Below are 12919 nucleotides of genomic sequence, written 5' to 3' on the forward strand. Positions count from 1 at the left end.
GCTCACCTCCTCACCAACAGTCGCAACGCCTTGCGCAGGTAGCCCCAGCGCAGGGCCTGCAGCGGACTCAGGCGCAGCGCGCACGCGTAGAAGCGCCGGGCCGCCGCAGGATCGCGGTCGGCCTGGGCGATGCGAAACAGCGACAGATAACGCTGGGCGGTATAGCGACGGCGCAGCGGCTGGCACTCGGCCGGCAGGCTGGCGAACACCTCGCGGACGATGCCGAGGGCATTCTCCTCCTCACGGTCGCGATTGTGCCGCAGGCTGTCGTCATGCTTGTGGATCCGTGCCAGCGGCTGAGCGACGGTGACCACCGGCGCACTCACCAGCAGGTAGGCGAACACGGCGATGTCCTCCCCCTTGCGCAGGCTTTCCGGATAGGGGCGCTGCAGCAGCAGATCGCGCCGGAACAGCGAGCAGCAGTGGGATATGGCTATGCGCTTCTGCAACAGGTAGCGAGCTATCAGCTCCGGCGGTGCGAGCGCGGGCACCGGCGTGGGCTGGCGCAAACGCTCGCGGCCGTCGGCGAACACCGAGACCTGCGCGCCGAGAAACATGCCGGCATCAGGCCGGGCTGCCACGGCGTGGCGCAGTTGCGCCAGCGCCTCGGGCAGTAACTCGTCGTCCGCATCCAGCAGCAGCACATAGCGGCCGGCCGCCTCGCGGATGCCGCGGTTGCGCGCCGCGGCAGGCCCGGCATTGGCCTGGTGGATCGCCCGCAACTGCGGATGGCGCGCGGCATAGCCAGCCAGCACCTCGGTGGTGTTGTCGCGCGAGCCGTCGTCGACGACGATCAGCTCGACGTCGTCAGCGAGCTGTCCCAGCACCGAGTCCAGCGCACGGGGCAGCAGGTGGGCATAGTTGTAGGCCGGAATGACGACGCTGATCAGCGTCTCAGACGGCGTCATACCAGTCCATCCCGTCCTTGACCACCAGCACGTCCTCCATGATCAGGTAGCGCAGGTCCGAACCGTAGAACATGTTCAGCGCATCGGTCGGCGAGCAGACCATCGGCTCGCCGCGGCGGTTCAGCGAGGTGTTCAGCGACACGCCGTTGCCGGTGAGCTTCTCCAGCTCCAGCATCAGCTCGTACCAGCGCGGATTGTGCCGGCGCTCGAGCACCTGGGCGCGCGAGGTGCCGTCCTCGTGGACCACTTCCGGCACGCGCTCCTTCCACTCCTCGTTGACCTCGAAGGTGAAGGTCATGAACGGGCTGGGGTGGTCGACCTTGAGCATCTGCGGCGCCACGGTATCCAGCATGGACGGGCAGAACGGCCTCCAGCGCTCGCGGAACTTGATCTGTTCGTTGATGCGGTCGGCGACGCCCGGCACGCTCGGGCAGCCGATGATCGAACGGCCACCGAGGGCGCGCGGACCGAACTCCATGCGGCCCTGGAACCAGGCCACCGGGTTGCCGTCGGCCATGATCCGAGCGATGCGCCGGGCGGTGTCGTCGATGCGCTGCCACTTCGGCGCGTTGGGATGGCGGGCGCAGGCGGCGATCACGTCCTCGTTGGAGTAGGCCGGGCCGAGGTAGACGTGCTCCATCTTCTCCACCGGCACGCCGCGGGCCACCGAAACGTAGGCGGCGGCGCCCACCGCGGTGCCGGCGTCGCCGGAGGCCGGCTGCACGAACAGCTCCCTGACCTCGTCGCGGGCGATGATCTTCTGGTTGAGCTTGACGTTCAGCGCGCAGCCGCCGGCGAAGGCGATCTTGCCGGTTTCGCGGATGATGTCGCCCAGGTAGAAGTCCATCATCTCCAGCGCCAGCTTCTCGAACAGTGCCTGCATGGCGGCGGCGTAATGGATGTAGGGGTCGTCGGCGATGTCGCCCTCGCGCTTCGGGCCCAGCCACTCGATCAGCTTGGGCGAGAAGTAGTAGCCCTTGCCGTTCTCCTTGTAGCGGCGGAAGCCGATGACGTTGGCGTACTCGGTGTTGATCACCAGCTCGCCGTTCTCGAACTTGGCCAGCCGCGAGAAGTCGTACTTGGCAGCGTCGCCGTAGGGCGCCATGCCCATCACCTTGAACTCGCCGTCGAGCATCTCGAAGCCGAGGTATTCGGTGATCGCGCCGTACAGGCCGCCCAGCGAATCCGGATCGTAGAACTCCTTGATCTTGTGGATCTTGCCGTTCTCGCCCCAGCCGAAGAAGGTGGTGGCGTACTCGCCCTTGCCGTCGATGCCCATGATCGCGGTCTTCTCGGTGAAGCCGGAGCAGTGGTAGGCGCTGGAGGCATGGGCCAGGTGGTGCTCGACCGGCTCGATCTTGACCTTCTTGAGGTCGAAGCCGAGCTGCTGCAGGCACCACTGGATGCGCTTCTTGTAGCGGTGGTAGCGGCGGTTGCCGAACAGGATGGCGTCCAGCGCCCGGTCCGGGGCGTAGGCGTAGCGCTTGGCGTACTGCCAGCGGGCCTTGTCGAAGAGGCTGATCGGCGCGAAGGGAATGGCCACCACATCGACGTCTTCCGGCCTGATCCCGGCCTGTTCCAGGCAGAACTTGGCCGACTCGTAGGGCATGCGGTTCTTCGCGTGCTTGTCGCGCACGAAACGCTCTTCTTCGACGGCGGCGATCAGCTTGCCGTCGATGTACAGCGCCGCGGACGGGTCATGGCTGAGGGCGCCGGAAAGGCCGAGGACGGTCAGAGCCACAGATGTATCCCTCTATCTATTCAGGGCAGGTGCCGGGCACCTGCGGTAAACGTTGGTCGAGCAACCGGTAGAGGGCCGAATCGGCCGGCCAGTTGCGCAGGAAGCGGGCGCGGTCTTTGGCGTAGGCCCTGGCGAAGCGCCGCGGGCAGCGGTGCTGGTGCATGGCGTCGAGGTCGATCAGCGCCCAGCGGCCGTCCTGCCAGAGCAGGTTGGTGCCCTTGAGGTCGCCGTGGGCGATGCGCTCGCGGCACAGGGCGGCGAACAGTCGCTCGAGTGCCTGCAGCTCGTTCTCCGGCGGCAGACGACTGCCATCGCGCGCGAATCGGCGGAGTATATCCTCTCCGCCGGCATGTTCGGTAATCAGCCAGGCGCGCCCGCGCAGGCCGAAGCGGCGGCTCTCGCGCATGGCCAGCGGCCGCGGGGTGGCGATGCCGAGGAACTCCAGGCGGTTGCCCTCCACCCAGCTGTGCCAGGCGCGGCTGGGCCGCCAGCAGCGCTTGAGCCAGTGGCCCAGGCCCTTGATGTTGTAGCGCTTGATCACCACAGGCCGGCCGGCCAGTTCGACGCGCGCCACGGTGGCGCTGCCGCCCTGCTTCAGGGCAACGCCGGCGCCGATGGCGGCATCCGCCTGCTCCAGCAGCGGCAGCAGGCTCTCGGCCTGGTCGCGCCGGACGATGCGCAGGTCGTCGCGGCTGCGCTGCACGCTGAACAGGGTGCAGTCGCGGCCGAGCTTCTTCAGGTAGTCCCTGAGGCGCCAGCGGCGCACGGCGGCGATCGGCTCGCGCAGGTCGCTGGCGTCCAGCGCATGCGCCGGATTGGCCTGCAGATAGACCGGCAGCAGGCGGTCGATGAAGGGCTCCAGCTCCGCCGGCAGCTGGGCGAAGAACACACCGAGATTCTGCAGCGCCTGGGCGCGGGCCAGAGGCTGCCCGGCCAGCTGGGCGCGGATGCCGCCGCCGTCGATCAGGTACAGGCGCTCGCGGCAGCGCAGCAGGTTGTCCAGGTGCAGATCGTCCTGCCACAGGCCGCGGGCATGCAGGCGGCCGATGGCGCCCAGCGCCTCGCCGAGCAGCGCCTGCTGGGCGGCGGACAGCGGCGGCTGCTCGGCCACCGCCTGCCAGACGCTGCCGAGGCTGACGGCGGCGGCGAGGAACTCGAACAGCAGCCAGCCGCCCTCGCCCGCCACCAGCCCCTCGGCCAGCAGCTCGGGGGTGTCCAGCCCCTGCTCGCGCAGCAGGCGCGCGCCGTCCAGCTCGCGGGCGTGCTGGCGCGCCGCCCTGGCGCCGACCAGCAGCTTGGCCAGCACCCGGCGGCCCTGCCATTCGGCCTCGCCGACGTAGCGCTGCCCCGGCAGCACGCGCAACAGACTCAGCAGGCGCAGTTCGCCGCCGGGCAGCTCGATGCTCAGCGGCAGCGCCGGGCGGCGCCCGGCGCTGGCCAGTTCGCTCAGGCGCAGGCTCATTCGCGGCCCTCGAAGAAGGCGAGGATCTTGCGCAGGCGGCGCTTGTCGTTGGCCGACAGCCGTTCGCGCCCGCGGTACTGCAGGTAGAAGCGCAGGCGACGGCTGCGCGACAGGTGGTACTTGGCCACCTTGTCCAGGCAGGCGAGATCCTTGACGATCCGGTAGTCGAGCAGCGGCCCCCACCAGAAGCTGCCGGTCGGGCAGTCGATCAGGTAGAGATTGCCGGTCTGGTCGACCAGCAGGTTGCGCCACTTCAGGTCGTTGTGGGCGAAACCATGGCGGTGCATCAGGCGGGTGGCCTCGGCCAGCTGGCGGCTGACCCTGTTCAGCCAGTCGCGCTGGCGCAGGCGCGGGTCGTGGTTGCGCGCCAGGGCGGCGAGATCCGCGGTGCCGGCCAGTTCGGCGGTGATCAGAGCGCCGCGCGCGAAGCAGCCCAGGCGGCGCTCCAGCCCCCAGGCCACCACCGGCGCGGCGGGAATGCCCCACTGGGCGAACAGGCGCAGGTTCTGCCATTCGGCCTCGACCCGCGGCCGTCCCAGCCAGCGGCGCAGGCCCTTGCCGGCGCCCCAGTACTGCTTGACGTAGTAGCGCAGTCCGGCCACCTCGACGCGCAGCACCCGGGACATCTGGTCCTCGGCCACCCACTCGCCGTCCAGGGCGAACACCCGGTCGAGATCGGCGAAGGCCTCCCGCGCGGCGGCGGGCAGCTCGGCAGCCAGCTGCCAGCCACTCACGCCGAGGCCCCCGGTGCGTACTTGCGCAGGTAGCGCTCGCGCAGCCTGGCCGCCTTGGCCTCCAGCCAGGCCAGCAGGCGGGCCTCGTCGCGCAAGGTGTCGCGCAGCGGGCGCTGGAAGTAGCTCCTGAGGAAACGCAGCACGTCGCGGCGGGTCAGGCCGATATCCAGCGCGGAGAAGTACAGCGCGGCCAGGTCCTTGTCGCGCCAGCGGCGCGGCACGGCAGCGCGGGTCTGCGCGCGGTGCAGGTCGATCACCGACAGGCGGAAGTCGTCGGCGGTCACCGCCTGGTCCGTATGCAGCAGGAAATGGCAGATGTAGCAGTCGCGGTGGTTGACCCCGGCGCGGTGCATGGCGCCGACCATCTCGGCGACGCGGCGGATCAGCGCGCGCTTGAGGCGCGGCTCCGGCGGTGCCGAGATCCAGTCGCGGCTGAAGTCCTCGAGGCTGACGGTGGGCGCCAGCTCCTCGGTGACGATGAAGGAGTGCTGCGCGGCGGGATTGGCGCCACGCTCGCCGAAGGCCACCGCGGTCATGGTCGGCACGCCGGCCTCTGTCAGGCGCTGGATCGCCGTCCATTCCTGGCCGGCGCCGAGCACCGGGGCCCTGAGGGTCAGCAGGTTCTTGACGATCTCGCCCCAGCCGATGCCACGGTGGATCTTGACGAAGTAGCCGCGCCCGGCCACCTCGGTGCGCAGGGTGCGGCGGCCTTCCAGTTCGCGGTAGACCTGGCCCTGCAGCTTCTCCACCTCGGTGAAGGCGTCCTTGCCCTGCCACAGGCTCTTGAAAGGTTCGGCGAGGATCAGTTGCATGGCACCGCTCCCGTAGGGGCGAATTCATTCGCCTGCAGAAGTTCGGCAAGGCGAATGAATTCGCCCCTACGGATCGTGTTCATGCTTGCTCCCCGAGGATCACGTCGGCGGCCTTCTGCGGCATGGAGTAGAGATCCGCCGTATCGGCATAGGCCAGGCCGTTGGCGCCCCAGCGCGCACGCGCCGCGTCGTCGGCGAGCATCTCGGCCAGGTACTGGTTGAGGCGCTCCTGCTCGAACGGACTGGGCAGCACCCGGCCGCAGTCGGCATCGGCGATGTAGTGGGCATAGCCGCAGACGTCGGTGACCAGCACCGGCAGGCCGGAGACCAGCGCCTCCAGCAGCACGGTGCCGGTGTTCTCGTTGTAGGCCGGGTGGATCAGCAGGTCGGCGCCGAGCAAAAAGCGCGGGATGTCGCTGCGCCCCTTGAGGATCTGCACCTGCTCGGACAGGCCGAGCGCCTTGACCTGCAGGAGGAACGGCTTGGGATCGTCCTGGCCGATGGCGATCAGCCGGGTGCGTTTCTTCAGCTCGCGCGGCAGGCTGGCCAGCGCCTTGAGGCTGCGGTCCAGCCCCTTGGTCTTGAAGCCGGAGCCGATCTGCACCAGCAGCAGGTCGGCGTCGCCCAGGTCGAACTCGCGGCGGAACTCGGCGCGGATCGCGGCGGCGTTGGCCGGCGCGCGGCGATCCTGGGCGATGCCCGGCGGCAGCAGGTGGAAGCGCCCGGCCGGCGTGCCATAGTGCCTGACGAACAGCGGCTGCTGCACCTCGGAGATCATCAGGATCTCGGTCCTGGCCTCGGCGGCGAACACCGCGTGCTCGTACTCGGCGAAGTGGCGGTAACGCTTGCCGAAACGGTACAGCGGGTTGCGCAGGGTCTGCGCCTTGTCCTCGTAGCAGCCGTCGGCGGCGTAGTAGACGTCGAGGCCCGGCATCTTGTTGAAGCCGACCACCCGGTCGACCGGATCACGGGCCAGATCGGCGGCCAGCCAGGCGCTGAACTTCTCGTTGCGCCGGTGGTTGGACCAGGAGCGGATCTTCGCCACCCGCACGTCGAAGCCGGGCGGCACCTCGCCTTCCCAGATCGGCGTGTAGACGCGGATGGCGTGGCCGCGGCGCTGGCATTCCAGGGCGATGCGCAGGAAGTCGCGCTGCAGGCCACCGAAGGGGAAGTACTTGTACAGCACGAAGGCCAGTTGCATCAGACGATTCTCGCAGGCAGCAGGGCCGCCAGCTCGGCGGCGATCCGTGCCGGGTCGAGACGGGTGAAGCACAGCGGCTGTTCCGTGGCCAGGTCGAAACGCTGGCGATCCTCGGCCGAGGGCTGGTAGGCGCAGGTCTTCTTCAGGCAGGGCGCGCAGGGGAAGTCGCTGGCCAGGTGGATCTGGCCGCGGCCGTAGGCGCCGGTGAAGCCGGGGTTGGTCGGGCCGTACAGGGAGATGGTCGGCACGTCCAGGGCGGCGGCCAGGTGGCCGAGGCCGGTGTCCACCGCCACGCAGGCGCGGGCGCCGGCCAGCTCAGTGGCGACGCCGGCCAGATTCAGTTTCGGCAGCACCGTCACGTGCGCCAGCCCGGCGGCGATGCGCTCGGCGCGCGCCTTCTCCTCGGCATTGCCCCACGGCAGGCGGATCGCCCAGCCCTGGGCGCCGAGCAGCTCGGCCAGCTCGCGCCAGTAGCGCTCCGGCCAGTGCTTGGTGGTCCAGGTGGTGCCGTGCAGCAGCAGCAGGTAAGGCTCGGCGCGGCGGCCGGCGAGCAGGCGCTGGCGGTCGAGGGCGTAGTCACCGGTCTCCGCCGGCAGCGGATAGCCGAGCGCCTGGGCGAACAGCTGGCGCAGCCGCTCCACCGCGTGCATGCCCCAGGGCACCGGCAGGCCGCGATCGTAGAAGCGACTGGCCAGCGGCTCGCGGGCGCTGGCGCGATCCAGGCCGGCCACCGGGCCGCGCGCGTAGCGGGTGAGCAAGGCGCTCTTGACCAGGCCTTGGGCGTCGAGCACCAGGTCGTAGTCGCGCTCGGCCAGGCGCGCCTTGAACTGCTGCCACTCGCCGCTGCGCCAGGTCTGCCAGAGGTTCCTGCGCCAGCGGCGCAGGGCCACCGGGATCACCCGGTCGACCGCCGGATGCCAGGTGGGGATCTCGGCGAAGCCCTCCTCCACCACCCAGTCGAAACGGATGCCGGGGATGGCGCGCTGCGCGTCGGTGAGCGCCGGCAGGCTATGGATGACGTCGCCCAGCGAGGACGTCTTGATCAGCAGGACGCGCACTCAGTGCTCCAGCGGCAGCGGGTCGGCCAGCGGGTCGCCGGCCAGGCGCTCGAGCGCCGCCAGCACCGGCTGCGGCTGCAGGTCGCGCAGGCAGTTGTAGTGGCCGAAGCGGCAGGTGCGTTCGAAGCACGGGCTGCAGTCGAGGCCGAGGCGGACGATCTCCACCTGCTCGGCCAGCGGCGGGGTGAACTGCGGCGAGGTGGAGCCGTACACCGCCACCAGCGGGCGGTCCAGCGCGGCGGCCACGTGCATCAGCCCGGAGTCGTTGGACACCACCGCCGCGGCGCAGGACAGCAGGTCGATGGCCTCGGCCAGGCTGGTCTCGCCGGCGAGGTTGACCGCCTCCTCCTGCAGTCCGGGCATCAGCTCCTCGCGGATCGCCTCGCCGACCGGGTGGTCGTTCTTCGAGCCGAACAGCCAGACCTGCCAGCCGGCACGGATCTTGGCGTCGGCCACCGCGGCATAGTGCTCGGCCGGCCAGCGCTTGGCCTCGCCGAACTCGGCGCCGGGGCACAGCGCCAGCACCGGGCGGTCCAGCTCGAGGCCGAACTTGGCCAGCGCCGCGGCGCGGCTGGCCGGGTCGATCTGCAGTTGCGGACGCGGATAGGGTTTGGGCAGCTCCACACCCGGCTCGAAGGCCAGGGCCATGAAGCGCTCGATCATCAGCGGGTAGCGCGCCTTGTCCAGCTTGCGGGCGTCGTTGAGCAGGCCGTAGCGCATCTCGCCGACCCAGCCGGTGCGCTGGCGGATGCCGGCGAAGAACGGCACCAGCGCCGACTTCAGCGAGTTGGGCAGCAGGATCGCCTGGTCGTACTGGCCGGCCAGCGACTTGCCGATGCGCCGGCGTCCGGCGAGGTCGAGCACGCCGTGGCCGAACGGGAAGCTCAGCGCCTGGCGGACTTCGGGCATGCGTTCGAGGATCGGCCGGCTCCACTCGGGGGCCAGCACGTCGATGGCGCAGTCGGGATGGCGCTGCCTGAGACACTGGAACAGCGTCTGCGCCATCACCATGTCGCCCACCCAGCTGGGGCCGATGATCAGGATGTTCATAGAAAAGCCGGAAGCAGGAAATCGTAGGGTGGGTTGGCTGCGCCAGCAGCGTAACCCACCAGGGATGCCGCAGGCATCCGCCGGCGGATCCACCGCTGGCCGGCCCGGCGGGCCGGATGGTGGGTTGCGGCCTGCGGCCTGACCCACCCTACGCGGATCCGGGTCGTGCTTACTTGACCAGGGTGCGCCATTCGGCGTGGGCAGCGGTCTTGCCGGTGACCAGGTCGAAGTAGGCCTTCTGCAGCTTCTCGGTGACCGGACCACGGCGGCCGGCGCCGATCTGGCGGCCGTCCAGTTCGCGGATCGGGGTCACTTCGGCGGCGGTGCCGGTGAAGAAGGCCTCGTCGGCGATGTACACCTCGTCGCGGGTGATGCGCTTCTCGACGATCTCGACGCCCAGCTCGCGCGCCAGGGTCAGCACGGTATTGCGGGTGATGCCGTTCAGGCAGGCGGTGACCTCGGGGGTGTAGATCACGCCGTTCTTGACGATGAACACGTTCTCGCCCGAACCCTCGGCCACGTAGCCTTCCGGATCCAGCAGCAGGGCCTCGTCGGCGCCGGCGGACACGGCTTCCTGCAGGGCCAGCATCGAGTTGATGTAGTGACCGCTGGCCTTGGCGCGGGTCATGGAGATGTTCACGTGGTGGCGGGTGAACGAGCTGGTGCGGATCTTGATGCCGCGCTCCAGGGCCTCGTCGCCCATGTAGGCGCCCCAGTGCCAGGCGGCGATGACCACGTGGACCTTCAGGTTGTCGGCGCGGATACCCATGCCTTCCGAGCCGTAGAAGGCCAGCGGGCGGATGTAGGCGCTTTCCAGACCGTTCTCGCGCACGGCGGCGCGGGTCGCCTCGTTGATCTCTTCCTTGGTGAAGGGGATCTTCATGCCCATGATGTGGGCGGAGTCGAACAGGCGGTCGGTGTGCGCCTGCAGACGGAAGATCGCGGTGCCATCCGGAGTGTTGTAGGCACGCACGCCCTCGAACACGCCCATGCCGTAGTGCAGGGAGTGGGTCAGCACATGGGTGTTGGCTTCGCGCCACGGCACCAGTTCGCCGTCATACCAGATAACGCCATCACGATCGGCCATCGACATAATTTGCCAGCTCCTAAACCTAACAAGAATTCGGGGTTGTCGGGGCGCCTCAGGCCAGCCCCAGTTCGCGCCAGATCCGCATCACGCCGCGGCGTTCCTCGTGGAAGTGGTCTCCGCTCACACTGCCGGCCTGTTTTTGCAAGGCCAGGCGGTGGGCGGCTGCGCGATAGGCCTTGTAGGCCTCCTGCAGGAGTCGGACGTCGGAGCTCGCGATCAGGCCAGCCCGCTCCAGCCCTTCCAGAATGCGGATGTTGTCGGTGAAACGCAGCAGTTCAGGGTACTGCCGCGACCAGGCGAGAACGGCATATTGCACCATAAATTCGATATCGACGATACCACCGGCATCGTGCTTGAGATCGAAGGCGCCCGCGGCGTCGAAGGCCTCCGCCGCGGTGCCGCCGGCGGTGGCCTTGCTGCCCAGGTTGTCGCGCATCTTGGCGCGCATCTCGCCGACCTCGGCGCGCAGCGCGGCGCCGTCACGCTCGCGGCCGAGCACCTGGGCGCGGATCGCCTCGAAGCGCGCGCCGACCGCGGCGGAGCCGGCCAGCACGCGGGCGCGCACCAGCGCCTGGTGCTCCCAGGTCCAGGCCTCGCCCTCCTGGTAGCGCTCGAAGGCCGCCAGCGAGCTGGCCAGGAGGCCCGCCGCGCCGGACGGGCGCAGACGCATGTCGACCTCGTACAGCGCGCCGGAGGCGGTCTGCGCGGTGAGCAGGTGGATGATGCGCTGGCCCAGGCGGGTGTAGAACTGCGCGCTGTCGATCGGCTTGGCGCCGTCGGTCTCGTGCTGCTGGTCGCCGTTGTGGATGAACACCAGGTCCAGATCGGAACTGTGGCCCAGCTCGATGCCGCCGACCTTGCCGTAGCCGACGATGACGAACTCCGGCTCGCCGGCGCTGCTGCCGTCGCTGCGGCGCGGGTAGCCGTGGCGCAGGCCGACCTGGCGCCAGGCCAGCTGCAGCACCTGCTCGAGGATCGCCTCGGCCAGCCAGGTCAGGTAGTCGGACACCTTCATCAGCGGCAGGCTGCCGGCGATCTCCGAGGCGGCCACGCGCAGGCCGTGGGCCAGCTTGAAGTGGCGCAGCGCCTCCATCTGCTGCTCCAGGTCGTCCTCGGGGATGCGGGTGAGGCGCTCGCGCAGCTCGGCGGCCAGCTCGTCCTTGCCCGGCGGGCTGTACAGCCGCCCCTCGTTGAGCAGCTCGTCGAGCAGCAGCGGGTAGCGGGCGATCTGCTCGGCCACCCACGGGCTGGCCGCGCACAGGGTCAGCAGGCGCGCCAGGGCGCCGGGGTTCTCGGACAGCAGCACCAGGTAGGCCGAGCGCCGCGCCACCGCCTCGACCAGCGGCAGCACGCGCTCGAGCAGCAGGTCGGGATTGCCGTGGGCGACCATCGCGGCGAGCAGGCCCGGCATGAAGGCGTCCAGCCGCTCGCGCCCCAGGCGCTGCATGGCACGCACCTGCGAGCCGTGCAGCAGACCCTCCAGGCGCTGCCAGGCGCTGGCGGGATCGGCGAAGCCGGCGTCGGCCAGGTGGTGCTGGGCCGCCTCGGGGTCGAGGGCGCCCTGCCACAGCGGCAGCCACTCGTCGCCGACGCCGGCCAGGCTGGCGCCGCCGTCCTCGTCGGGATCGGCGATCACCTGGCGGAAGTGCCAGTCGATGCGCCCGCGCCAGTGCGCCAGCTGGTCGAGCAGCGCGTTCCAGCCGGGGAAGCCCATGATGAAGGCCACCCGCGCGCGCTCCAGCTCGCCGTCGGGGAGCATCTGCGTCTGCCGGTCGGCGATCGCCTGCAGGGCGTGCTCCAGGTAGCGCAGGAAGCGGTAGCCGTCCTTGAGCTCGTCGACCACCGGCGGCGGCAGGTAACCCTGCCCGGCCAGGGTGTCGAGTACCTTGAGCAGCGGCCGCTGCTGCAGGCTGAGGTCGCGGCCGCCGTGGATCAGCTGGAAGGCCTGGGCGATGAACTCCACCTCGCGGATGCCGCCGGCGCCGAGCTTGATGTTCTCGGTCATGCCCTTGCGGCGCACCTCCTGCTGGATCAGCTGCTTCATGCTGCGCAGCGCCTCGATCGCCGAGAAGTCCAGGTAGCGGCGGTAGACGAACGGCCGCAGCATCTGCTGCAACTGCGCGCCGGCGGCCTGGTCGCCGGCCACCACGCGCGCCTTGATCATCGCGTAGCGCTCCCAGTCGCGGCCCTGGTCCTGGTAGTACTGCTCCATGGCGTTGAAGCTGTACACCAGCGGGCCGCCGGAACCGTAGGGGCGCAGGCGCATGTCGACGCGGAACACGAAGCCGTCGACGGTCAGCGCATCCAGCGCCTTGATCAGCTTCTGGCCGACGCGGGTGAAGAACTCCTGGTTGTCCAGCGAGCGGCGCGCGCCCGTGGTCTCGCCGCCCTCGGGGTAGGCGAAGATCAGGTCGATGTCCGAGGACAGGTTGAGCTCGAAGGCACCGAGCTTGCCCATGCCGAGGATCACCAGATGCTGCGCCTCGCCGCTGCGCGCGCCGATCGGCGTGCCGGACTGCGCGCACTGCTGGGCGTACAGCCAGCGGTAGGCCAGGTCGATGCTGGCGTCGGCCAGATCGGAGAGGTCGCGGCAGGTCTCGCCCAGGTCGGCCAGGCGGTTGACGTCGCGCCAGATGATCCGCGTCTGCTGGCGGTTGCGATAGCGGCGCAGGCGCCGGGCCAGATCGTCCTCGCTGGCGCAGCCCTCCAGCGCCGCGGCCAACTGGTCGCGCAGCTCGCCGGCGCCCAGCGTCCGCTCCAGCTCGCCGCTGGCGGCCAGCTCGAGCAGCATCGCCGCGTCGCGCACGGCCTGCTCGGCGACGAAGTCGCTGGCGCCCAGCGCCCGCGCCAGCGCGGCGTGGCG

Annotated in this window: 10 protein-coding genes; all 10 read right to left on the bottom strand. The window is 70.0% G+C overall.

Annotation, left to right across the window (positions count from 1 at the left end):
* Positions 1 to 2 precede the first annotated feature (2 nt).
* Entirely contained in the window at positions 3 to 908 is a 906-nt protein-coding gene (locus tag E5198_RS09305; protein WP_136489716.1) for a glycosyltransferase family 2 protein, read from the bottom strand.
* On the bottom strand, positions 895 to 2649 hold the full coding sequence (locus tag E5198_RS09310) for a carbamoyltransferase (RefSeq protein ID WP_136489717.1): 1755 nt from the start codon (positions 2647 to 2649) through the stop codon (positions 895 to 897). Before E5198_RS09310 ends, E5198_RS09305 begins: the two co-directional genes overlap by 14 nt.
* 16 nt (positions 2650 to 2665) lie before the next feature.
* Positions 2666 to 4105, bottom strand: coding sequence for a lipopolysaccharide kinase InaA family protein (locus tag E5198_RS09315; RefSeq protein WP_136489728.1), 1440 nt, complete (start codon positions 4103 to 4105; stop codon positions 2666 to 2668).
* A 2-nt stretch (positions 4106 to 4107) separates the two neighbouring features.
* On the bottom strand, positions 4108 to 4845 hold the full coding sequence (locus E5198_RS09320) for a lipopolysaccharide kinase InaA family protein (protein ID WP_136489718.1): 738 nt from the start codon (positions 4843 to 4845) through the stop codon (positions 4108 to 4110).
* A complete protein-coding gene (gene rfaP / locus E5198_RS09325) occupies positions 4842 to 5657 on the bottom strand; it encodes a lipopolysaccharide core heptose(I) kinase RfaP (RefSeq protein WP_136489719.1) in 816 nt (271 codons plus the stop codon). Before rfaP ends, E5198_RS09320 begins: the two co-directional genes overlap by 4 nt.
* Positions 5658 to 5736: 79 nt before the next feature.
* Positions 5737 to 6858 (bottom strand): glycosyltransferase family 4 protein, encoded by a 1122-nt coding sequence (locus tag E5198_RS09330; RefSeq protein WP_136489720.1) that lies wholly within the window; start codon positions 6856 to 6858, stop codon positions 5737 to 5739.
* Positions 6858 to 7916 carry a lipopolysaccharide heptosyltransferase I gene (gene waaC / locus E5198_RS09335; protein ID WP_136489721.1) on the bottom strand — a complete coding sequence of 353 codons (1059 nt, stop codon included), beginning with the start codon at positions 7914 to 7916 and terminating at the stop codon, positions 6858 to 6860. The genes E5198_RS09330 and waaC overlap by 1 nt, the downstream gene beginning before the upstream one ends.
* Positions 7917 to 8966: a lipopolysaccharide heptosyltransferase II gene (waaF, locus tag E5198_RS09340; protein ID WP_136489722.1), complete on the bottom strand. Its 1050-nt coding sequence runs from the start codon at positions 8964 to 8966 to the stop codon at positions 7917 to 7919. It lies immediately after the preceding gene.
* Between the two features lie 169 nt (positions 8967 to 9135).
* Complete coding sequence (locus E5198_RS09345; RefSeq protein ID WP_136489723.1) at positions 9136 to 10059, bottom strand: branched-chain amino acid transaminase; 924 nt, start codon at positions 10057 to 10059, stop codon at positions 9136 to 9138.
* 49 nt (positions 10060 to 10108) lie between these two features.
* Positions 10109 to 12919: bifunctional [glutamate--ammonia ligase]-adenylyl-L-tyrosine phosphorylase/[glutamate--ammonia-ligase] adenylyltransferase (gene glnE / locus E5198_RS09350; protein WP_136489724.1), on the bottom strand; the 2811-nt coding region annotated here is incomplete at its 5' end.

This window comes from Pseudomonas sp. A-1, from assembly GCF_004801855.1.
GTDB lineage: Bacteria > Pseudomonadota > Gammaproteobacteria > Pseudomonadales > Pseudomonadaceae > Geopseudomonas.

Bases quoted from the DNA above. Each gene is read 5' to 3' on its own strand.
- rfaP (WP_136489719.1), bottom strand. From the start codon at position 5,657: ATGCAACTGATCCTCGCCGAACCTTTCAAGAGCCTGTGGCAGGGCAAG.
- E5198_RS09330 (WP_136489720.1), bottom strand. From the start codon at position 6,858: ATGCAACTGGCCTTCGTGCTGTACAAGTACTTCCCCTTCGGTGGCCTG.
- waaF (WP_136489722.1), bottom strand. From the start codon at position 8,966: ATGAACATCCTGATCATCGGCCCCAGCTGGGTGGGCGACATGGTGATG.
- E5198_RS09305 (WP_136489716.1), bottom strand. From the start codon at position 908: ATGACGCCGTCTGAGACGCTGATCAGCGTCGTCATTCCGGCCTACAAC.
- E5198_RS09345 (WP_136489723.1), bottom strand. From the start codon at position 10,059: ATGTCGATGGCCGATCGTGATGGCGTTATCTGGTATGACGGCGAACTG.